Origin of the sequence: Escherichia sp. MR, from assembly GCF_005280595.1 — a bacterium.
GTDB lineage: Bacteria > Pseudomonadota > Gammaproteobacteria > Enterobacterales > Enterobacteriaceae > Escherichia > Escherichia ruysiae.
This window is the reverse complement of sequence record NZ_SZVK01000062.1, coordinates 1-21,711: the sequence shown is the minus strand read 5'-3', so window position 1 is coordinate 21,711 and position 21,711 is coordinate 1. Positions and strand designations below refer to the sequence as shown.

23 protein-coding genes, 1 pseudogene and 2 riboswitches are annotated in these 21,711 nt (G+C 46.2%); of the genes and pseudogenes, 8 read left to right on the top strand and 16 right to left on the bottom strand.

Going from position 1 to position 21,711, the window contains the following annotated elements:
- Positions 1-111: 111 nt before the first annotated feature.
- From gatZ to fbaB, 3 genes are all read right to left on the bottom strand, one after another.
- Complete coding sequence (gene gatZ / locus FC814_RS19875; RefSeq protein ID WP_137326356.1) at positions 112-1,374, bottom strand: tagatose-bisphosphate aldolase subunit GatZ; 1,263 nt, start codon at positions 1,372-1,374, stop codon at positions 112-114.
- A gap of 28 nt (positions 1,375-1,402) precedes the next feature.
- Entirely contained in the window at positions 1,403-2,257 is an 855-nt protein-coding gene (locus tag FC814_RS19870) for a tagatose bisphosphate family class II aldolase (protein WP_000289781.1), read from the bottom strand.
- Positions 2,258-2,485: 228 nt separating this feature from the next.
- On the bottom strand, positions 2,486-3,538 hold the full coding sequence (gene fbaB / locus FC814_RS19865) for a class I fructose-bisphosphate aldolase (RefSeq protein ID WP_000129560.1): 1,053 nt from the start codon (positions 3,536-3,538) through the stop codon (positions 2,486-2,488).
- A 255-nt stretch (positions 3,539-3,793) separates the two neighbouring features.
- Between fbaB and FC814_RS19860 the strand changes: the two genes are divergently transcribed.
- Genes FC814_RS19860 through FC814_RS19850 form a run of 3 tightly spaced genes read left to right on the top strand, consistent with a single transcriptional unit; the run spans position 3,794 to position 7,034 of the window.
- Entirely contained in the window at positions 3,794-5,071 is a 1,278-nt protein-coding gene (locus FC814_RS19860) for a nucleoside permease (protein ID WP_000858522.1), read from the top strand.
- Positions 5,068-6,072 carry an ADP-ribosylglycohydrolase family protein gene (locus FC814_RS19855; protein ID WP_137326355.1) on the top strand — a complete coding sequence of 335 codons (1,005 nt, stop codon included), beginning with the start codon at positions 5,068-5,070 and terminating at the stop codon, positions 6,070-6,072. Before FC814_RS19860 ends, FC814_RS19855 begins: the two co-directional genes overlap by 4 nt.
- A complete protein-coding gene (locus FC814_RS19850) occupies positions 6,069-7,034 on the top strand; it encodes a carbohydrate kinase family protein (RefSeq protein WP_137326354.1) in 966 nt (321 codons plus the stop codon). The genes FC814_RS19855 and FC814_RS19850 overlap by 4 nt, the downstream gene beginning before the upstream one ends.
- Here the strand turns inward: FC814_RS19850 and FC814_RS19845 are convergent.
- The 4 genes from FC814_RS19845 to thiM all read right to left on the bottom strand — a co-directional run bounded on the left by FC814_RS19845 (position 7,008) and on the right by thiM (position 10,276).
- Entirely contained in the window at positions 7,008-7,754 is a 747-nt protein-coding gene (locus FC814_RS19845; protein ID WP_000434025.1) for a GntR family transcriptional regulator, read from the bottom strand. The genes FC814_RS19850 and FC814_RS19845 overlap by 27 nt on opposite strands.
- A gap of 51 nt (positions 7,755-7,805) precedes the next feature.
- Complete coding sequence (locus tag FC814_RS19840; protein WP_137326353.1) at positions 7,806-8,624, bottom strand: glycoside hydrolase family 25 protein; 819 nt, start codon at positions 8,622-8,624, stop codon at positions 7,806-7,808.
- A 66-nt stretch (positions 8,625-8,690) separates the two neighbouring features.
- Positions 8,691-9,491: a bifunctional hydroxymethylpyrimidine kinase/phosphomethylpyrimidine kinase gene (gene thiD, locus FC814_RS19835; RefSeq protein WP_000822251.1), complete on the bottom strand. Its 801-nt coding sequence runs from the start codon at positions 9,489-9,491 to the stop codon at positions 8,691-8,693.
- Complete coding sequence (gene thiM, locus FC814_RS19830; protein ID WP_137326352.1) at positions 9,488-10,276, bottom strand: hydroxyethylthiazole kinase; 789 nt, start codon at positions 10,274-10,276, stop codon at positions 9,488-9,490. The genes thiD and thiM overlap by 4 nt, the downstream gene beginning before the upstream one ends.
- A gap of 34 nt (positions 10,277-10,310) precedes the next feature.
- A riboswitch (TPP riboswitch) is annotated at positions 10,311-10,407 on the bottom strand.
- Between the two features lie 215 nt (positions 10,408-10,622).
- Between thiM and FC814_RS19825 the strand changes: the two genes are divergently transcribed.
- Entirely contained in the window at positions 10,623-10,862 is a 240-nt protein-coding gene (locus FC814_RS19825; RefSeq protein WP_000141032.1) for a hypothetical protein, read from the top strand.
- Positions 10,863-11,027: 165 nt separating this feature from the next.
- Here FC814_RS19825 and FC814_RS19820 read toward each other — a convergent pair whose 3' ends face one another.
- The 3 genes from FC814_RS19820 to FC814_RS19805 form a co-directional block, all read right to left on the bottom strand.
- Positions 11,028-11,273 carry a hypothetical protein gene (locus tag FC814_RS19820; RefSeq protein ID WP_000617145.1) on the bottom strand — a complete coding sequence of 82 codons (246 nt, stop codon included), beginning with the start codon at positions 11,271-11,273 and terminating at the stop codon, positions 11,028-11,030.
- Positions 11,274-11,284: 11 nt separating this feature from the next.
- Positions 11,285-12,004, bottom strand: coding sequence for a hypothetical protein (locus FC814_RS19815; protein WP_000594465.1), 720 nt, complete (start codon positions 12,002-12,004; stop codon positions 11,285-11,287).
- Between the two features lie 146 nt (positions 12,005-12,150).
- Positions 12,151-12,333, bottom strand: coding sequence for a hypothetical protein (locus FC814_RS19805; protein WP_000870791.1), 183 nt, complete (start codon positions 12,331-12,333; stop codon positions 12,151-12,153).
- 1,829 nt (positions 12,334-14,162) lie between these two features.
- On the opposite strand from FC814_RS19805, the gene FC814_RS19800 reads away from it, so the two are divergent.
- The gene (locus tag FC814_RS19800) at positions 14,163-14,714 is read left to right on the top strand and encodes a recombinase family protein (protein ID WP_001273871.1); all 552 of its coding nucleotides are present in this window, start codon (positions 14,163-14,165) and stop codon (positions 14,712-14,714) included.
- 166 nt (positions 14,715-14,880) lie between these two features.
- On the opposite strand, the gene FC814_RS19795 is transcribed toward FC814_RS19800, so the two are convergent.
- Positions 14,881-15,345 carry a helix-turn-helix domain-containing protein gene (locus FC814_RS19795; protein ID WP_001316486.1) on the bottom strand — a complete coding sequence of 155 codons (465 nt, stop codon included), beginning with the start codon at positions 15,343-15,345 and terminating at the stop codon, positions 14,881-14,883.
- Between the two features lie 110 nt (positions 15,346-15,455).
- Between FC814_RS19795 and FC814_RS19790 the strand changes: the two genes are divergently transcribed.
- Entirely contained in the window at positions 15,456-15,803 is a 348-nt protein-coding gene (locus tag FC814_RS19790) for a hypothetical protein (protein WP_000737406.1), read from the top strand.
- A gap of 77 nt (positions 15,804-15,880) precedes the next feature.
- On the opposite strand, the gene FC814_RS19785 is transcribed toward FC814_RS19790, so the two are convergent.
- The 3 genes from FC814_RS19785 to rcnR form a co-directional block, all read right to left on the bottom strand.
- Positions 15,881-16,606, bottom strand: coding sequence for an HNH endonuclease (locus FC814_RS19785; RefSeq protein WP_000240373.1), 726 nt, complete (start codon positions 16,604-16,606; stop codon positions 15,881-15,883).
- Positions 16,607-16,734: 128 nt separating this feature from the next.
- Positions 16,735-18,042 carry a tyrosine-type recombinase/integrase gene (locus FC814_RS19780; RefSeq protein ID WP_001257775.1) on the bottom strand — a complete coding sequence of 436 codons (1,308 nt, stop codon included), beginning with the start codon at positions 18,040-18,042 and terminating at the stop codon, positions 16,735-16,737.
- Positions 18,043-18,108: 66 nt separating this feature from the next.
- Positions 18,109-18,204: riboswitch (TPP riboswitch) on the bottom strand.
- Positions 18,205-18,295: 91 nt separating this feature from the next.
- Complete coding sequence (gene rcnR, locus FC814_RS19775; RefSeq protein WP_000019944.1) at positions 18,296-18,568, bottom strand: Ni(II)/Co(II)-binding transcriptional repressor RcnR; 273 nt, start codon at positions 18,566-18,568, stop codon at positions 18,296-18,298.
- Between the two features lie 120 nt (positions 18,569-18,688).
- On the opposite strand from rcnR, the gene FC814_RS19770 reads away from it, so the two are divergent.
- Complete coding sequence (locus tag FC814_RS19770; RefSeq protein ID WP_137326351.1) at positions 18,689-19,504, top strand: nickel/cobalt efflux protein RcnA; 816 nt, start codon at positions 18,689-18,691, stop codon at positions 19,502-19,504.
- A gap of 218 nt (positions 19,505-19,722) precedes the next feature.
- Positions 19,723-20,061: a Ni(II)/Co(II) efflux transporter accessory subunit RcnB gene (rcnB, locus tag FC814_RS19765; RefSeq protein ID WP_000155513.1), complete on the top strand. Its 339-nt coding sequence runs from the start codon at positions 19,723-19,725 to the stop codon at positions 20,059-20,061.
- 81 nt (positions 20,062-20,142) lie between these two features.
- Here the strand turns inward: rcnB and FC814_RS19760 are convergent, their stop codons facing one another.
- Both FC814_RS19760 and FC814_RS19755 read right to left on the bottom strand, forming a co-directional pair.
- On the bottom strand, positions 20,143-21,177 hold the full coding sequence (locus tag FC814_RS19760) for a putative fimbrial-like adhesin protein (protein WP_137326350.1): 1,035 nt from the start codon (positions 21,175-21,177) through the stop codon (positions 20,143-20,145).
- Between the two features lie 15 nt (positions 21,178-21,192).
- Positions 21,193-21,636: pseudogene (locus tag FC814_RS19755) on the bottom strand (fimbria/pilus outer membrane usher protein); the annotation flags it as partial.
- Positions 21,637-21,711: the final 75 nt, after the last annotated feature.

Genomic DNA, 21,711 nt, shown 5'->3' with positions numbered 1-21,711 from the left:
TGATAGAAACAGAAGCCACTGGAGCACCTCAAAAACACCATCATACACTAAATCAGTAAGTTGGCAGCATCACCCGCTACGAACAAATAGCTTTGTCATATTACATCCTTATTATTTTGCACAACCGTAACGATAGGCGCGCAGAACATCAAAAATTTTATCCATAATAAGCGGATGTGGTATCGCCTTGAGTTCCTCACTCTGGATGCGTTCAAATTGCTTTGGTAAATACTGACTAATTATACCCAGTGGAATTTCGACACCGTCAAGGTTAGCTATCATCATCTCGACGCTATTTTTAATTCGGCTATGCGGCCAGTAATAACGGATACGATCAGAAAGGCTATAACGAATATCCAGTAAAGAATCGTTAAATCCAGTACGGTAATATTTTTTCCAGTATTGCGGTTCGTCGAGCATGACTTCTTCAATCACGTCAAGACAACTGCTGCGATTTTCCGGCGCGATAAGTTCCCGCTCAATTTGCGCCAGAGCAAATATCGCCTCGCGTAAAGCAAAGGTTAATGCTGGCCCTACTTTCAAAATGGCAAAGTGATCGCGTACTAATTCCCGATACGCCGTCCGGGTCTGGTAATCGGTGGAATGTGCTTCATAAACCATTCTGGTGTTTTCTATCCATTGCGCCAGCGCCTGCGCTTCTTGCGGCTGATAATGGATAATATTGCTGTGATCAAATTCCACGCCAGGCTGTACCACTATCGCAACCACGCGCGTTAATGCCTCTGTCAGGCCACGGGCAATAAACGCTTTTTGATGTGTGCGTAAAGTATTGGCAGCATCTTCTACCTTTGTGATGTGCACCGACTGAATGGCGCTGGCCTCACCGCCCGGAACCGGAACTTCGGTGCCAATCACATAAGTCAGTTGTTCACGCTGGTCATCTGTCGCCACGCTTTCCGCAGCAAAGCAAAGTACAGCGGCACGTTCAGCTACCGTTTCTGGCGCTAACGGTACAGGATCACCCGCACAGGACATTGACGCATCAAGATGAATTTTACTGAAACCGGCACGAACATATGCCTTTACCAGCTCGACGGATTTTTCCATCGCCGCATCCGCATTTTCTTGCTGCCAGCAGTTTGGCCCCAGATGATCACCGCCGAGAATAATGCGCTCGCGCGCAAACCCAACTCTATCGGCAATCGCAAAAACAAATTCGCGAAAATCTGCCGGTGTCATTCCGGTATAACCGCCAAATTGATTGACCTGGTTTGACGTTGCTTCAATCAGCACTTTGCGTGTGCTGTTGAGATCGAAAGCCAGCGCCGCTTCAATAACCAACGGATGCGCCGAACAGACTGAACAAATTCCGATATGTTCACCGGCTTTATGCCGGGCAATTAACGTTTTCATGGTTTTTCCTTGTTAAATGGCAGATGCGTTATGCCCTGCCTTCGCAGCCGCAATCGGCAATCACTTTGCGCACCACATCGCGCATTGCGAATTTTGCCGACTGTAAATAATCCCGGGGATCGGTCGCCTCTGGATGCTCCGTCAGATAACGTTTTAACGCCTGCGAGAAGGCATTTTTCAGCTCCGTCGCGACATTGATTTTGCAAATTCCCAGGTTAATGCTTTGACGAATGTCCGCAGAAGACAGTCCCGACGCACCATGCAGTACCAGCGGTAGCGCAACCTGCTGACGAATGGCCTCAAGGCGGGAGAAATCCAGCGCCGGAGCACTGGCATACATACCGTGAGCGGTGCCGATGGCGACCGCCAGGGAATCAATCCCGGTTGCCTCGGCATATTCACGCGCCTGTACGGGGTTGGTGTACAACGCATCGGCTTCATTGACTTGCACATCATCTTCCTGGCCGCCAAGTTGCCCCAGCTCCGCTTCGACGCTGACATCAAAGCGATGGCAAAAATCCACCACCTCTTTGACCCGTGAAATATTTTGCGCATAAGGCAAATGCGAGGCGTCAATCATTACTGAGCGCACGCCGGAGCGCACTTTCTGAGCGATATCTTCAAACTTTGTGTGATGGTCAAGGTGAATCGCCAGCGGATGGTGATACTGCTTCGCCATCGCGCTAACCAGCGCCAGTAAGTTTTCTGTTCCGGCATGGTTAAATGTACCTGGCGTTCCGGCGATGATGACCGGCGCATTCAGGCTGGCTGCGCTTTCCACCACCACCTGCATCGTTTCGAGATTGTGAATATTGAATGCCGGAACCGCGTAGCCGCCGCGCTGCGCGTTGTTCAGCATCTGTTTTGTCGATACCACGTACATTTTCACATCCTGTCGTTTTCTTTCGATTTCAAAATATAATGAAATTATTTGTTTTTAAATGTCGAGATAACGATCACGAAAACGACAAAATGAAAATTAATCCAGCAATAACAGACAAAAAAAAGGCCTCCCGTGGGGAAGCCGTAACAAAGTGCGAGTGGTTTTATGCCGGATGCGGCGTGAACGCCTTATCCGACCTACGGGGCAGTGCTGTTCGTTTAAAACGTATCAGGCGATAGTAATTTTGCTATCAAGATAAACGTCCTGCACGGCGTTAATCAGTTTCACGCCGTCGGCCATCGATTTCTTGAACGCTTTACGTCCGAGGATCAGCCCCATTCCGCCTGCGCGTTTGTTGATAACCGCAGTACGCACCGCATCGCTAAGGTCAGTTTCACCGCCCGCAGCACCACCGGAGTTAATCAACCCTGCGCGCCCCATATAGCAGTTAGCTAACTGATAACGCACCAGATCAATCGGGTTTTCGCTGGTCAGCTTGCTGTACACGCGATCGTCGGTGTAGCCGTAATTAATCGCTTTATAGCCACCGTTATTTTCCGCCATTTTCTGTTTGACGATGTCCGCGCCAATGGTCGCCGCCAGATGGTTCGCCTGACCGGTCAGGTCGGCGGAAACGTGGTAATCAACGCCCTCTTTCTTAAAGGCGGAATTACGCAAATAGGCCCACAGCACTGTCACCATGCCCAGTTCATGCGCACGTTCAAAGGCCGCAGAAATTTCTTCAATCTGGCGACGTGACTCTTCTGAGCCAAAATAAATGGTCGCACCAACCGCCACCGCTCCCATGTTGAACGCCTGCTCTACGCTGGCATACAGCGTTTGATCATAGGTATTCGGATAACTTAGCGTCTCGTTATGGTTGAGTTTGACAAGGAACGGAATGCGGTGCGCGTAACGCCGCGATACCGATGCCAGCACGCCGTAAGTTGACGCTACACAGTTGCAGCCCGCTTCAATCGCCAGTTCAACAATATTTTTCGGGTCAAAGTAGAGCGGGTTAGCGGCAAATGAAGCTCCGGCAGAGTGCTCGACGCCCTGATCAACCGGCAAAATGGAAAGGTATCCCGTTCCCGCCAGACGCCCGGTGTTGTACAGCGTCTGCATATTACGTAACACCGCTGGCGGGCGATTATTGTCAATCATCACGCGATCTACGTAGTCATGTCCGGGGAGATAAAGCTGGTCAGAAGGAATAGTCATACAACGATGCTGTAAAAGGTTGTCGGCATCTTTGCCAAGCAACTGCGCAATATCTGTCATTACTATGCTCCCGTAAATTCCGATTGGATATCGGCTATGGATTGTCCTGGCCCGCCTTTGCGGGCAATCATAATCCTGGTCGTTACGGGCTATTTTTTCCATTCTCAGGATGTTTTTTCAGCGTTTTCTGTTGGCTCGATTCATCAAAAAAAGTGTTACAGCGGTCAAGTTTTCATCGCAAAGGTATTTAAAAGGTATTGTTAGGTGGTATTGTCAGCGCGTACCTTACATTACCTGTCATGAAGGAATTAAAAGATGAAAACAACAGCAAAGCTGTCGTTCATGATGTTTGTTGAATGGTTTATCTGGGGCGCGTGGTTTGTGCCATTGTGGTTGTGGTTAAGTAAAAGTGGTTTTAGTGCCGGAGAGATTGGCTGGTCGTATGCCTGTACTGCCATTGCGGCGATCCTGTCGCCGATTCTGGTTGGCTCCATCACTGACCGCTTTTTCTCGGCGCAGAAAGTGCTGGCGGTATTGATGTTCGCTGGTGCGGTGCTGATGTATTTCGCCGCGCAACAGACCACTTTTGCCGGGTTCTTCCCGTTACTGCTGGCCTACTCGCTAACCTATATGCCGACCATTGCGCTGACTAACAGTATCGCTTTTGCCAACGTGCCGGATGTGGAGCGTGATTTCCCGCGCATTCGTGTGATGGGCACCATCGGCTGGATTGCCTCTGGTCTGGCATGTGGATTCTTGCCGCAAATGCTGGGGTATGCCGATATCTCACCGACTAACATCCCGCTGCTGATTACTGCCGGAAGTTCTGCTCTGCTCGGTGTGTTTGCGTTTTTCCTGCCCGACACGCCGCCAAAAAGCACCGGCAAAATGGACATTAAAGTCATGCTCGGCCTGGATGCGCTGATCCTGCTGCGCGATAAAAACTTCCTCGTCTTTTTCTTCTGTTCATTCTTGTTTGCGATGCCACTGGCGTTCTATTACATCTTTGCCAACGGTTATCTGACCGAAGTCGGCATGAAAAACGCCACCGGCTGGATGACGCTCGGCCAGTTCTCTGAAATCTTCTTTATGCTGGCATTGCCGTTTTTCACTAAACGCTTTGGTATCAAAAAGGTATTATTGCTTGGTCTGGTCACCGCTGCGATCCGCTATGGCTTCTTTATTTACGGTAGTGCGGATGAATATTTCACCTACGCGCTATTGTTCCTCGGCATTTTGCTGCACGGCGTAAGTTACGATTTTTACTACGTTACCGCCTACATCTATGTCGATAAAAAAGCCCCCGAGCATATGCGTACCGCTGCGCAGGGGCTGATCACGCTCTGCTGCCAGGGCTTCGGCAGTTTGCTCGGCTATCGTCTTGGCGGTGTGATGATGGAAAAGATGTTCGCTTATCCGGAACCGGTAAACGGACTGACTTTCAACTGGGCCGGGATGTGGACTTTTGGCGCGGTGATGATTGCCATTATCGCCGTGCTGTTCATGATTTTTTTCCGCGAATCAGACAACGAAATTACGGCTATCAAGGTCGATGATCGCGATATTGCGTTGACACAAGAGGAAGCAAAATGAAAACAGAACGTATTCTCGGTGCTCTTTACGGGCAGGCGTTAGGGGATGCGATGGGGATGCCCTCCGAGCTTTGGCCTCGTTCCCGCGTCAAAGCACACTTTGGCTGGATTGACCGATTTCTGCCTGGACCAAAGGAGAATAACGCGGCCTGTTATTTTAACCGCGCCGAATTCACCGATGATACCTCGATGGCGCTGTGTCTGGCGGATGCGCTGCTGGAACGTGAAGGCGAGATAGACCCGGAGCTGATTGGGCGTAATATTCTCGACTGGGCGCTGCGTTTCGACGCTTTCAACAAAAACGTGCTTGGCCCGACCTCAAAAATTGCGCTTAACGCCATTCGCGACGGAAAGCCCGTTGCTGAACTGGAAAACAATGGCGTGACCAACGGTGCCGCGATGCGCATCTCACCATTGGGTTGTTTACTTCCGGCGCGCAATGTTGATTCCTTTATTGATGATGTGGCGCTGGCATCCAGCCCGACCCACAAATCCGATCTGGCGGTTGCAGGCGCGGTAGTCATCGCATGGGCGATTTCTCGTGCCATTGACGGAGAAAGCTGGTCAGCGATTGTTGATTCACTGCCTTCGATTGCGCGACATGCTCAACAAAAACGCATCACCACGTTCAGCGCCTCACTGGCGGCGCGTCTGGAGATTGCGCTGAAGATTGTTCGTCACGCCGACGGCACCGAATCCGCCAGCGAACAGCTTTACCAGGTGGTTGGCGCGAGCACCAGCACTATCGAGTCCGTTCCATGCGCCATTGCGCTGGTTGAACTGGCACAAACCGATCCTAACCGCTGCGCCGTCCTGTGCGCCAATCTTGGCGGCGACACAGACACCATCGGTGCTATGGCGACGGCAATTTGCGGCGCGTTGCATGGTGTAAATGCTATCGATCCTGCGTTAAAGGCGGAACTGGATGCGGTAAATCAGCTTGATTTCAACCGCTATGCCACGGCGCTGGAGAAATATCGCCAACAACGGGAGGCGGTATGAGCGGTGCTCGATTACACACGCAGCTGCCTGAATTAACCACGCGTCAGCCGATTATGGTGATTGGCGCGGCGGTCATTGATGTGATCGCCGACGCTTACGCCCTGCCCTGGCGCGGGTGCGATATCGAACTGAAACAGCAGAGCGTAAATGTTGGCGGCTGTGCGCTGAACATTGCCGTGGCGTTAAAGCGCCTCGGGATCGAAGCGGGTAATGCCTTGCCGCTCGGTCAGGGGGTGTGGGCGGAGATTATTCGCAACCGGATGGCAAAAGAGGGATTAATCAGCCTGATCGATAACGCCGAAGGCGATAACGGCTGGTGTCTGGCGCTGGTTGAGCCGGATGGCGAACGCACTTTTATGTCGTTCAGCGGCGTGGAAAATCAGTGGAATCACCAGTGGCTGGCGCGACTAACCGTTGCACCTGGTAGCCTGCTCTATTTTTCTGGTTATCAACTGGCCTCGCCCTGCGGCGAATTGTTAGTGGATTGGCTGGAGGGACTGCAAGACGTGACGCCGTTTATTGATTTTGGCCCTCGTATTGGCGATATCCCGGATGCATTACTTGTGCGCATCATGGCTTGTCGACCGCTGGTGTCGCTTAATCGCCAGGAGGCTGAAATTGCTGCCGAACGTTTTCGTTTATCCACAGATATAACAACGACTGGCAAGCAGTGGCAGGAGAAATTTGCCGCGCCATTGATCGTTCGCCTGGATAAAGAAGGTGCCTGGTATTTCAGCGACAATGCATCAGGCTGTGTTCCGGCATTTCCAACGCAAGTCGTTGATACGATTGGTGCGGGCGACAGTCATGCAGGTGGCGTACTCGCCGGGCTGGCATCTGGTCTGTCACTGGCAGATGCAGTGCTGCTGGGTAATGCGGTGGCATCGTGGGTTGTCGGGTATCGCGGCGGTGATTGCGCGCCAACGCGCGAGGAATTACTCCTCGCACACAAAAACGTATAGATCACTGCGACAGTGACTGATGCTGTACTCAATTGGCCGTTGCTGTTGGTCAAGCGCCACTTGCTTGATCACCAGCACCGGTATTTTGCTATCTAACTGAATATGTGACTGAAACTCGGCATCCGGCATTCGGGCACTAACGCGGGAACGGGTACGCTTTGGAAAAATATGCTGACTGCGAAAGTAGTCATAAAGAGAAATTCCGATGGCATCAACATCATGAATTAAATGCGCAGGAACCCACGACTCCTCAATCGATACCGCTTCTTCATCCACGTAGCGAATGCGCTTTAGCAAGAAGACATCACTTCCTGCTTCAACCGCCAGCTGCTGCGCGACTTCTTCGGGGCACTCTACCACTCGCTTGTTAACCCACAGCGTGTCGGGCTTTTTACCGCGCAGCACCACCTGCTGCGAAAAGCCTCGCGCTTCTTTTAACGAGTATTCGAAGATGTTGTTGATCTGCGTGCCGTAACCACGCGAACGCGTCACCACACCCTCTTCTTCCAGCGCCTGCATCGCCTTGCGCACCGTAATGCGCGAAACGCCGGTTAACTGACTTAAATCGCGTTCGCCGGGCAAAATATTGCCATGCTCCAGCACCCCGCTGCGCACGGCATTTTTTACCGTTTCGGCAAACTTAATATAAAGCGGCGTGTTGTCCGCCGCTAAAATACGTTCATTCAGTTGGGCAATAAGCTGGGTATGCGCTTGTTCCATTTGTCTTTTTCCTGCCGGAGAGTCTGGTGGGAGTATATCACTGCTTCTTATTTAAGGCGTTTCTTTAATCCCATGAACGAATGCCTGCAACTCCTCCGCCGTGCCATTAAACACATTAAAATCCACCGAACCATTAATGCCATCTACCTGTCCACGGTCGGAATGCTGCCAGAAGCGCCAGGCCATTCCGTCATTGTCCGGACGACGTTGATAATAGTGAGCCACCCACCACGGATATTCATTGAAATGGCCCGCCAGATTCGTGTGATAAAACGTCGCACCAGCATAAATAATCGGCTTTTTGCCCGTGCTCTTTTCAACCATTTTTAACCACTGACTGACCCGCTTGCGTAATTCTTTTGCTGATAATTTTCCCCGCTCTTCTACGTCCAGCACGGCAGGGAAATCGCCGTGGGCAAAATCCACCGTTTGCAGAAATAATCTGGCCTGAACTGAAGCGGATACCGACGGAGAAAAATAGTGATACGCCCCACGCAGCAGGCCATTTTCACGGCTTCTTTGCCAGTTGCGCGAAAAATACGGGTCAACCAGCTTTTCGCCTTCCGTCGCCTTGATAAAGGCAAATTGTAAGCGGATACCGTTGTCGCGCATTTTTGCAACACGCTGCCAGTCGATCCGCTCCTGCCAGCGTGAAACATCAATACCATGAATGGTGTAACTGGCAGGTATGCGAATAGCGAAAGATTTAACCGGGCGATAACCGTAGAAGTGGATGTAGTCTTTGATCTGAATTGCTGTCGAATAGAAAAAATTCACCGTCTGGCGGGGATAAATCGCCACGATGGAAATTAGCCCCAAAGCGCATAACAAGGCGGTGAATTTTTTGCGACTGACGATTTTTAGCTGCATTGGTTTCATCCCTGAATTTCAGCACAAAAAAAGCTGACAATAACCAAAGCAGCTATAGTACGGCGCTTACCACCAGGCGTGGAAGTGGTGAACCGGACCAATCCCGTGACCGACTTCCAGCGTGTCTGCCTGGGCTAACGCTGCCGACAGCCAGCTTTTTGCCTCCTGTACGGTGTCGCCCCAGTTTGTATGGCGCGGACGCAACGCCGCCAGTGCCGCAGAGAGCGTACAACCGGTGCCGTGGGTATTTTTGGTCATAATGCGCGGTGCGGTAAAACGTTGTTCACCGTCGCGGGTAAACAGCCAGTCCGGGCTTTGTTCATCATCCAGATGACCGCCTTTCATTAGCACAGCGCCACAGCCCATCGCCAATAATTCACGTCCTTGCTCCAGCATTTCCTGTTCATTACGCGCGTGTGGCGCATCGAGCAAAGCGGCTGCTTCCGGCAAGTTCGGTGTAATTAATGAAACCTGTGGCAATAATCGACTACGTAGCGTGGCTACCGCCGAAGGTGAAAGCAGCGGGTCGCCGCTTTTCGCCAGCATGACGGTATCCAGCACCACGTTTTGGATCTGATAACGTTGCAGCCGTTCCGCCACCGCTTCAACGATATCGGTTTCTGCCAACATGCCGATTTTGGTGGTGTCGATTCGCACATCGCTGAACACCGAATCGAGCTGGGCGGCGACAAAATCAGGATCAATGCGATACACCGACTGTACGCCACGGGTATTTTGCGCCACCAGTGCAGTAATAACTGAGCAACCATAAGCGCCAAGTGCCGAGAAGGTTTTAAGATCGGCCTGAATCCCCGCACCACCGCTCGGATCTGTACCAGCAATGGTCAGAGCGTTAATCCGTTTCATGCCTGCACCTCCTGCGTCAGCTGCCAGAGCGCATCAAGGAAATGTGGAACAAAACTGCCCGGCCCCTCGCTTCTGGCGACGGCGCGTTCTCCGGCTTGTTTCATCCAGTGACAGGCAGATGCAACATTTTCCAGCGTATCGCCTGGTAACGCACTACAGGCAGCGACAACCGCCGATAATGCACAGCCAGTTCCCACCACTTTGGTCATTAACGGGTCACCGCCGTGAATACCAACGGTGCGACGACCATTAGTAACATAATCCACCTCGCCAGTGACCACGACGATTGCGCCGGTTTCCCGTGCCAGAGTTTGTGCGGCGGGCAACGCGTTGGCTGCTGCGTCAGTGGTATCCACACCACGACCACCATTAGCGATGCCTGCTAATGCCATGATTTCCGAAGCATTACCACGTATGGCGGTTGGCTTATGAGACAGAAGTTCCAGACAAAAACGGCGGCGATAGTCGAGTGCACCAACCGCAACCGGATCAAGCGTCCAGGGTGTTTGAGAGCTTTTTGCTTGCTCAACGGCGGCACGCATCGCCTGTGCGCGTGGCTGCGTCAGTGTGCCAACGTTAATCAGTAAAGCACTGGCAATTGCCGCAAACTGACTGGCCTCTTCGGTTTCGATGACCATCGCTGGCGATGCGCCGAGCGCCAGTAAAGTATTGGCAGTAAAGGTTTGCACCACATCATTAGTCATGCAATGCACAAGGGGGGAATATTGGTGAAAAAGGTGTAACACGGGCGCTGATTGCGCCGGACTCAGCAGGTCGACTTGCATAATTTGCTCCTGCCATAACGTGAAGAAGCAATGACCTGATGGTCTGTGACTTCCCTACGCTGGCATTATCCAGATCAGGTGATACGGGTATTTCTCAGCCTTCACGCAGAAGGGCACCCCGAGTCGTTTGGTTGAATCTCTATATTTTGTGCCAGCTTAGGGGAAGTGGCTTGCAGATGCAAGCTCGCCTCCATTAATTGCTTCTTCTCTGTGTACCCCATTTTGTACCCCATATCAGAAATGAAAAAGAAACATTTAACATCTATCATTCAGATGATAAAAACTATTGATTATCTTAATTTGCTAATTTATATTATTTATCTAAATTTGATAGGTGAGATAAAAAATGACAGAAACCCAGATCTACGAGAACATTAAGCAAGCCATTAGCAGCGCACCACGAAATAGCCAAACGATGGAAATGCACCTCCAGATGATCAAATATGCTGACCATCTGAAAAAGGTTACGGCAAAAGAGTTTTGTGAAGGTGTAGGACTTAAAGCCAGCTTTGGTACAGAGTTCAGCAAAATGAGAAATCTTACCGAGCGACTCAAAGCTGCTGGACTTGACACCACGAAGTTATAAAAAACAAATCATCAATATATTATTTTTGTTTTCCAGACTTACTTGCATATGTTTCTACGAGCATAAAAAACAACAACCACCACATAGCTATTACCATAATAATGTTTTCCTTTTATATTAAACAGAGAAATAGAATTAGAGCGTGGAATAGATGAATTCTATTTTCTATAATTTCTTGAGGTTGAATGTAGAAAAAGACAGCTCTTTCATTTCAATAACACCGAAATTTGATAGCTGTTTCAGCCAGAATTTTAAACCTGACTCAGAGCAACCTGCTCGATGTAACACATCGCTATATTTTAGCGGTGTTGGCTTTCCTTTATAGAGGTAAACAAGCGTTTCGTAGGTGTGTTTTCCGGTGTCGTTACACTGAATGCGGTCTACTTGATTTTTTACTAAATATTGGATCATAGTCCTCCTTATTAAAATGGAATGTCAAAATCGTCCTCTTCTGTCTCAGGTATCGTGTATATATGTTCTCTTCCTGTAAATTCAGAAACCACTATTGAAATTAGCCTGTATGCCTCTATGTTATCGCCCTGCGTTTCAGCTAAAGCCCACTCAAGGGCTGCTTCTGTTGGCTGTCCATTCGGTTTGCAAATAGTGACACCGCCCCAAGGAAGCTCTGTTTTTTCCTGCTGAATAGAGCGTGTTGTTTCTAGTGTTTTTTTATCTTCCGTAGGGGGAAGCTGTTCAGGAACAGCTTTAACAGTAGATACTTGCTCTGTCTGTGGCTTTTCTGCATTTACAGAGGCTTTCGCTTCTCTTGGTGCTGTAATATGTGCATCTGTAAAGGGTAATGCTTTATAGAGTGATGTTTGACCGTGGCGTGCCTCTACAGAAAGAACTCCCATATCAACAAACATATTTATAATATTGCGTACCTGACGATCACTAACCATTCCAATATTAGCTAATGTTTTTTGAGTAGCGTAACATTCTTGCCCTTGTTCATTGAATCCAGCTATATAGCTATAGATTTCAACGGCTGGCAGTGTAGCGGTGTATTCATTACCAGATGGTGAGTACCATTTTTTAAACATCTTCAACCATTGCTCAACAACTACATATTTTTGTTTACCATCTTTCTGATTTAGACATTTGGCTTTCGCTTCGGCAATTGTTTTGATATTTTTGATCATTTAGTTCCTCCTTTGTAAGGACTGTAATTAGTAGTTCATTAACAAGTTTTGGAATTGATTTCCCTTCTGCCTTTGCGCGATTTAACAACGCGTTATAAGTTGCAGAGTCAAAATTAATATTCATTTGGTTTTCTCCTCTCCTGTTATTATTCTTTCTCTGCTTCTGCCTTACGCAGTTCATCAATAATCTTGAGTGCATCGTCAAAGCATTTTTCACGCTCTGGATAACCTCGACTCCTTGCCATATTACGATTCATTACTACTTGATGTCGTGTTAACTCACCTTTTTTAAATGCCTCTACGACGTGTTCCGGTATAAACCATTTCATAAAAAACTCCTTATTCAGTTAAAAGAAAAACACCTTGCAAGCCTGACGGCTTCAAAGTGCATTGATTTTGATTATTTAGAGAAGAATGTTTTTCTGTCCCTCTAGTACCTATTATTACATATAAATAAACATTTGTCAATATCTTTTCATAAAAAATCAGAACCTTTTCATGTGCTTACATTTTTTCTTAGCGATTCGTGCTCTCCTGTGTAGTGCTATTCTTCATTACCAGCTAAAACGCTCTAAAACGCGTTCTAATGAAGTTTTGATAAAAGCAATACATTCTCTTATGTAATGGCTGTTTAGCTCGCCAGAGGCTTATTTAAGTGGCTTATTTAAGTGGCTTATTTAAGTGGCTTATTTAAGTGGCTTATTTAAGTGGCTTATTTAAGTGGCTTATTTTGTATTTGTTAGATGATGATAGATATAAAACAGAGAGTTCTTAGATTAGTTACTTTATAAAACGCTCTGTAAAGCCCTGTAGTGAGTTTATATATGTAGGCAAAGCGGTTTCCATTCTCTACCCTGCTTAATGCTGTTAGAGAAGCATTTAGACCCCTTATTTTTAATTACCTAAAGTATCCTCTATACATCTCTGTTATGAAACACCTCTGAATCCTTCATAAAACACATTATGACGCAAAGAACACTTTTCTAAGGTGATTCCCTTCCTGAACTCTGTTTCTTGCGTCAGAGAGCTACACAGAGAGCTTATAAAGCTATTATTAATAATAAAGTAGATAAAGTAAGTAAGATAAGTAAGAAGATTAACTAAGATAGATAAGATTAATAAGATCAGAATTCTCTTTCGGTGTCGCCTCTGGCTTTTCCACCGAAAACAATTACACGACTACAGAATGTAGGAAGTGAAATTGTATTGAGGCTTAGTGAAATTACACGAGGAAAGCAGAGTGTAATTGAGCTTTAGCCGCTCTCTCTTCGAGTAATTACACAACTACAGAGAATAACAGAGTTATTAAATGTAGGAGGGTAATTAAGAGTTAGAGAGAGTTAACACGTAAGCAATCAGATGATTGGTTAGGTGATTACTCTTACTGCGCACAGCGCAATAGTATTCCTTCGTGGGCGTTACCGCCAACGATAGTTACACGAAGAAAGTAACGCTTTGCTTTCGGTGTGAGCGGAACGGGCCAGCCACAAAGCCCGAAAGGTAGCGGAGTAAGGCTGCTTGCCAGAGAGTGGAGCTAACGCCGGAAGGCAAAAGATCATATATATAGTATAAAGAATATTATTTAATTATAGTATTGGTGGAACTCATTACCTAAGGTAAACCGGAGACCACTTCCAACGGTTAGGCAACCACTTCCAATTGTGTTATTTCCCCTTTTACCCTAAGTAAATTTTAGCCTTTCGTTACATCCATTTATCACATAGCACTTACCCTGTGTAAATCATAGAATAATGCTCTCTATTCCCTGTGTAATTCCATACTAAAAAATTCAATGAAAAGTAGTTTAAAAGTGCAATGTTAGCTTTCTTCACTTTTACATCACTTTCGCTGCGCCTTGTGTAATGCGGCTTACAGAGCACTATCAGAAATTATTGATCAAAAATCAACCTATTATTTGTCGAACAAGTTTTCTTTAATGCAACAAAAATTATTTTTTCAAAATAAACACACAATTTAATAGCTTGCTAATTTTACCAAAATGTAACTACATGATTCTCATGCAAGAAGTGTAGTGATAAGGCAGGCTAAATCACCACACTAAAAAACTTCGAATTTCGTAGTGAAAAAAGTACTTTACACACCTAATCAACACGATCAATAATCACTACACACAAATCAATACAGAAGAAAAAAGAAGATGGCTAATATTGGATACATTAGGGTATCGACTGTGCAACAAAACACAGACCGTCAATTAGCAGGAGTAACTCTTGATAAAGTCTTTGAAGATAAAGCGTCAGGCAAGAACACTCAGCGCCCACAGTTTGAGGCAATGATGAACTATGTGCGGGAGGGTGACGTGTTACACGTCCATAGTATTGATCGCCTTTGTCGTAATACAGCCGACCTTCTGGCAACTGTAGAGCAATTAACAAAGCGCGGCGTGTCTGTGCATTTCCATAAAGAAGACTTTAAGACAGGAAAGAACTCTCCCGCAGGGAATATGATGCTCACAGTTCTTGCAGCAGTGGCACAAATGGAACGTGAAATGATGCTTGAGCGTCAACGTGAAGGGATCGCCGCAGCCAAGGCCGCTGGACGTATAGCAAAACGTGGTAATGGAAAAGCAATTGATCGAGCGGGAATTGCTGCCGCTCTCGCGAATGGTGGCTCAATTCGGAGCGTAGCAAAAGATTTCAGTGTCAGCACGCAGACGGTGCAACGTATCAAGAAAGAGCAGGTGGCGTAATGCCTCCTTGATATTTGACAGGGACGGTCGGCAAAAATCGGGGCTTGCTGATCTCAGCGTTGAGCGGTTCTTGCAATGGTGCCTAGGTGCTCGCTTGTATTCCCCTTCGATAATCACCACTAAGCCACTTATTGCCTTGTGGAGTGGCCCGAAAATTACTGATATCTTATTGATTCAGTCGATCCCATTTAACCGCAGATACAATGCCCCAATTACCACTAGCATTAGGCCTACGCCACTTCGCGGTTTCCATTCCACGAAGGTATTCGAGAGCTTCATTGAACGAACTGAAACGTTTCTGGGCTGATTTTTCCCCTACTCTAAACGAACCATCGCGAGTACTTGCCAATCCTGGATGAAAACACGACCCATCTGCAGCATAAGGAACAAGTACCTCCTGATCATCAGGTTTCCTTGAATCAGAAGCTAGTAACTGCCAAGGCTCAATACGCAAAGCGTCAGCCAGAACCTCAATTGCATCAAGAGATGCATTAGAGCAACCACGCTCAATTCGACTCATATAACTACGTGCAAAACCACACCGATCTGCAAAGGCCTCTTGGCTTAAGCCAATAGCTATACGGAACTCTTTTACTCGTTGTCCAAAAAGGTATCTCAGATTCTTTCGCATGGCACAAAGATGCAATTTGACGCACCAATTAACCACGCACTAATCGTGACATTTTGAATCAATCATGTATTATTAGCATCACCATCCATTTGACACACCAAGGGAGACAAATGAAAAAACTAGTATTTGCCGCTTTGTTAATTCCAGTGATGGGCCACGCCACAACCTTTTCCTGTAAAGCAATACAGGAAGGTCATATTGACTCGGGAAGTCAGAAAGTTTCTGTAGATTCAACTTTTGATATACAAGATAAAAAAATGACCATAAATCTTGGCGGTAAAACTTGGAGACTTGATTTTGTAGGTCAAAAAAGCATCGCAAAGATGTATGCTACACCTGACGGAGGGGTTGCAGCCACATACATTGACAATGGCAGTATACCGATATTTGTATTACGCCCTTCTAATCCCGATGGGGAGATGGCTGTTTACACATTGAGTATGTGTTCTGAAGTATGATTGATCGGCGTGATATTCACGCCGTTTTTGGGGAAATTTGTATATTGAAAAATATAGAAATAGAACTTTCATCAAGCCTATTTATTAACAGGTAGTAATGTCAGATCGCCATAATGGGCTTGTCTATGGCAATTAGGACATAATGCAATAGCATTTTCCACAGAGTCCTCCCCCCCCTTTGAAAGCCACTCAATATGATGAACTTCTAGAAATGGAGTACCATCTTCCTTTAGAAAAGGAGCATCTCGCTTACAATATTGACATTTTCCATTTGCTCTCAAAAGAACTTCAGCAACTACATATGGGCTTCGTTTATAAACTCGTGTTGTTACTTCGATTAGTTCCGGGATTTTACTTTCTGTCGCTAAAATTTGCTTTCGTTCCACTGAAGATAATTTTGCAGCCGTCTCAACAGCTTCTTCGAAAACCGATTTTACTTGACGATAACGCCACATCCCTTCTAAATCCTGGTATAATTCCCAAATACCGTGCACAGATGGTTGATAGATTTCAAAAATATTTCCACGCTTGAACAATCGGTCATACTTATGATGCCGATGAGTTACATCATCAGTTCGTCGGGCAGTTTTGTTGAAACTCCAGTAGCTCCGCTTACAATTAACTGTATTAGCAATTAAATTGAGCCAAGTATTATCTTTATAAGATGGAAATAGCTTTCTAAGATAATCATCTACCTGCTTAGCCGTTGCAGCCCCACCAAACTGATTAGCAATTATCTGTATGGTAATAGCTCTTATCGGTTGATCGCCATACTTGTATTTTTTGCCTAAATTTTTAACCATAGAAGACTCACTAAGCCTAAATTCATCTTAAGTTATTATTGTAAATTAGTTGTGAAAATTTTTGATCTCAGACAATAAAAATCTACAAATTATTAGCTGGTTATACACTAAGAAGGATACACGAATAACTAAGTCTCCCAACAAAGACCATCGATCACATAACAAACGGTGGAAAGTGGGAATGTGTGCAGATAACGCTGGGTAATCCCTACTCCACTCTTTTCATGACCTACCACCTGTTGCAGATGCGCCAAATTACTCACCCAACCAGCTAAACAAGTAGAAATCATAGTATGCCGGAAACTATGCACCAAGCGCCGCTGCCCATAATCATCAAGATAAGGAATATCAAGCTGATCACGAACATCTGAAAGAACTTTACCTATCTTTGACATATTTCGACCTGAGACTTCCGAAAAGATTTTCTCTTTCCATTGGCGGTTAACAAAATCCAGAAACCCCCACTCAATCAGTTTGGGATGAATCACTACCTGTCTTGTAGCATTCTCAGTTTTACCCAGCCTTCTTTCCGCGATCAGAAGATAGTGCCGCTGGCTATCTTCATCAAATTTGATCTGCGACTTCTCCAGTTTAGCAATCTCACCTCTTCTGGCTCCTGTGTACGCCAACAACAAAGTGATCCACTTCTGCCATCCATCAGGCTGCTTTAGTGCCCATCCTACAAATTTTTTCATTTCTGCTGCACTGTATGCACCAAACCTAGCTTTGGATGGTGCCGCTACTATTCCATCAGTCGGAGACTTAGATAGAATATCTTTGTTTTCAGTCAGAAATGTTTTGAATAACGATTTGTAGATTTTAAGGTGCTTATGTACAGCCTCAGCACCAACTAAATCCTCTGGCAGCACATCATCACATTCGATTAGTTGCTGAATAGTCATTGACCTATACGGTTGCACTACACGCTTTGGTAAGTTTTCGACAGTTTCCATTACTCGCTTAATATCTTGTTTGGTGATTGCCGTTACGTCTGTTTCTTTTCCCAAGACAACAAGCAATACCTCCATATAACGCTCATTTGCCATTGAGATCGATTTTGTCCAATTTCGACCTCTTTCCTCCTTGTACATAGCCCACGCATCAGCAAGTGTTAGCACCTTTTCCGGTTTGGCTGGTGGTTGAAGCTGCAAAACTTCTTTAGAAATATTGTTCAATTGCTGAGGGAGTGGCAACGGAATCATTACGTTACGTGACGAAGCGATCAAGTTTGAAACAAACTTATTAAATTGCGGCAACGGAGTAGCGAGTGATTTAACGAAAGGAATGTGCGGAGTAAGGCCAATCATCAACGCCGATGCTTCGCGATAACTGTCAGTAAAAAGTGATTTTTTGTATATCCGACCATCCGAAAGCCGGATTTGTAGATAGTAATTACCGTTTCGCTGAAATGTGTATGGGAGAGTTCTTGACCTCATAAACGACCCCTTTTTGTACCTTAACAGCATGATTTATGGTCAAAAAGAGATACAACCACATAATTTTCAAGACTATTTTGGCCCCCTACGCTGGCATTATCCAGATCAGGTGATACGGGTATTTCTCAGCCTTCACGCAGAAGGGCACCCCGAGTCGTTTGGTTGCGATAATAAATCGCAGAGGAGGATGGTAATGTCCGGCGCGCGCGTTGTAAACGAGGAAAAACGGCAGTATTACAATAACGTCACGAAACTATTTTATATACGAATCCAGCACCTTAAGGACAACATCCAGGTCTTCTTCACGCTTTAGTTCATCGCCCTGGTGAACAATGTGTTCCGTCAGATGACCTTTAATCACTTCCCGCATCAGACCGTTTACCGCGCCACGAATGGCTGCAATCTGTTGTAGAACGGCAGCACATTCATGCGGTTCGTCGAGCATTTTCTTAAGCGCGACGACCTGTCCCTGAATCTTACTGGCGCGCGCTTTCAGTTTCTGTTTGTCGCGGATGGTATGAGACATAACAACACCTGGTTAACAAGATAATGAAAAATCATAGCACTATTAATCTACTGGGGGGTAGTATCATGTACTGGGGGGGAGTAGAATCTCTGCATCCATTTAATACTAAGAATTATTATCATGACTGAATTTACCACTCTTCTTCAGCAAGGAAACGCCTGGTTCTTCATCCCCAGCGCCATCTTACTCGGTGCACTTCATGGTCTGGAGCCTGGGCACTCAAAAACAATGATGGCGGCGTTTATCATCGCCATTAAAGGTACGATTAAACAGGCGGTGATGCTTGGACTGGCAGCAACCATTTCGCATACTGCGGTAGTCTGGTTGATTGCCTTTGGCGGGATGGTGATCAGCAAACGCTTTACTGCGCAGTCGACGGAACCGTGGCTACAGTTAATTTCTGCGGTCATCATTCTCGGCACCGCATTATGGATGTTCTGGCGCACATGGCGCGGTGAACGAAACTGGCTTGAGAATATGCACGGGCATGATCACGAGCACCACCATCATGATCACGAACATCATCACCATCACGGACATGGCGAGAATGTCGAATATCAGGACGCCCATGAGCTGGCTCACGCAAATGACATTAAACGACGCTTTGATGGCAGGGATGTCACGAACTGGCAGATTTTACTGTTTGGCTTGACTGGCGGACTGATCCCCTGCCCTGCAGCGATAACTGTGCTGCTGATTTGTATTCAACTGAAAGCCCTCACTCTGGGAGCAACTCTGGTCGTTAGTTTCAGTATTGGCCTTGCGTTAACACTGGTCACCGTGGGCGTTGGCGCGGCAATCAGTGTCCAGCAAGTGGCAAAACGCTGGAGCGGATTTAACACACTAGCCCAAAAAGCCCCCTATTTTTCCAGTCTGTTGATTGGCTTAGTTGGTGTGTATATGGGCGTGCATGGCTTTATGGGCATAATGCGATAACTCAATCCTTTGGGCTTGCATGTTATCTTCAGCCCAGGATGATTCTTAAATCAGCTATTTCCGCTGACTCTTCGCCCGATGAGGATGCTTTTACAGCATCCTTTCATTTACACTTTTTACGAAATCATGGGATCACTAACAAAATATCGCTTGTCGGTTATATTGTATGACAGGAAAGATATGCGACTGATTTTGCTGATCCCCAACGTGGAGAGTATATGACCATAAGAAATAAGTTATTGTTGGGTGCGCTGTTGCTGGCAACCAGCGTAGCGTGGGCCGCACCGGTCACTGCGGGTTCGACCAATGCCTCTGGAATTTCAAAGTATGAGTTGAGCAGTTTCATCGCTGACTTCAAGCATTTCAAACCAGGCGATACCGTTCCAGAGATGTACCGCACCGATGAGTACAATATTAAGCAGTGGCAGTTACGTAACCTGCCTGCCCCTGACGCCGGAACTCACTGGACCTATATGGGTGGCGCATATGTGTTGATCAACGACACTGACGGTAAAATCATTAAAGCCTACGACGGCGAAATATTCTACCATCGCTAAAAAAAGCCCCCTCATCATGAGGGGGAAATGCAGACACCTTGTTATTTTTTATTATTAGCCACTTGCTCGTCTTACTTGTTATTAGTCGTATTTCACGTTGATCAAGGCAGTAGCCTCCAGTGCGCCAGATTTAACTTTATTTTTATCATATACATAGTAACTGGCTGTTACCGGAATTGAGACTGTTGTATCTGTAATTTTTGACTTCGCCGCAATTTCCTTTAAATTTGTGTATCCTTTACTGCTGTCAGTGATATTTAAAAGTGTGACTGGTGAACCATTACTTTCAAGAATAAATCCTACGCCATTATCTTCCGCACCTTTCAGTATCGTGTTACTACTGGTTAACAAATCAGAACTTGATAAATACACCTGCATTTTCCGTGATGTTTGATTTTGTTGACCTAATAAATTTTTACAACGCAGAATAATATCCCCTTTCTTGCTATTTATTGTTGTTTTGTTACCTGTGACTAGTAATTGTGAAACGGGAATACTCTCTAAAGTAATTAATAAATCATCAGGTTTGCAGGTCGTTGTTATCGGGTTGTATGACAATGCCAGATTAAAGGAATAGACACCTGCATTTTGTGCCAATGCATTTCTGTAGCTATTCACACATGCATCCCACGACTTTCCTCCTAGCAAACACAGTAAAAATTGCACTGCAGCACTTCCACGCGTTGTGGATGAAGCACTGGATAATGTCGCGACACCATTAATCATCACTGCTCCGCCGCCCCCTGCAGAAACATTCACTTTCGCGTTACTGGCTGCCGATGTCACCGTTACTGAATAACCACTGGTGAAACTGGTCTGGTTATTTGATAATGTGATGCTGTTTTTGTTAGTCCATTCAAAATGTAAATTTAATTTAATGGTATCGTTATAAAGTCCAACAATAATATCCGACGGACTCATGGGGGTGATGGTATTCGTACTCACGCATGACGAGTCATTAAAATTATGCTCATATGTCGCCGTTTGTGTTTGAGTTAGCACAAAATCTCCCTGAACAACCAAATTATGCTGCGCCGACAACTCTCCATAACATGCCGCATAACTCACAGGAATAGCCATCATCATGAATATAAATAACATTATGCGATTTTTCATAGAACCACCTGACTATTACTGGCAAATATAATTTTTACTTTCATCAATCTCTTTACCGAAGGTGATTATGCATGAAAGTCCTTGTCGTTTATCAATTGCTACATTAACCGATGGCGGTACGTCATTGGTGCGAATAAATAACTGGCTTCCCTGACCGACAACGCCAATATTATGTCCATGGATATCATTAACTTCATAACCAAACGTTAATGGTTGTCCATCCACTCTTAACGCTTTTATAAACCAGGGTTTGCGCTGATCGGTATCAAAATTAATCAGCACGACCGCGCCGCGATAAGGGGCGGCAATTTTCCGGTTGCCACGTAATTCTGCTTCGCTATCGCTTTGCGACACATCCAGCATCAGGTGATTTTCCCGATAAGGTGTCATTCCGTCGTATACCACCACTCCATTACGGTTTGTTGTGCGATATTTTTGCCCATTGACATAAGCATCTTTGGTGATGCTGCCAACTTACTGATTTAGTGTATGATGGTGTTTTTGAGGTGCTCCAGTGGCTTCTGTTTCTATCAG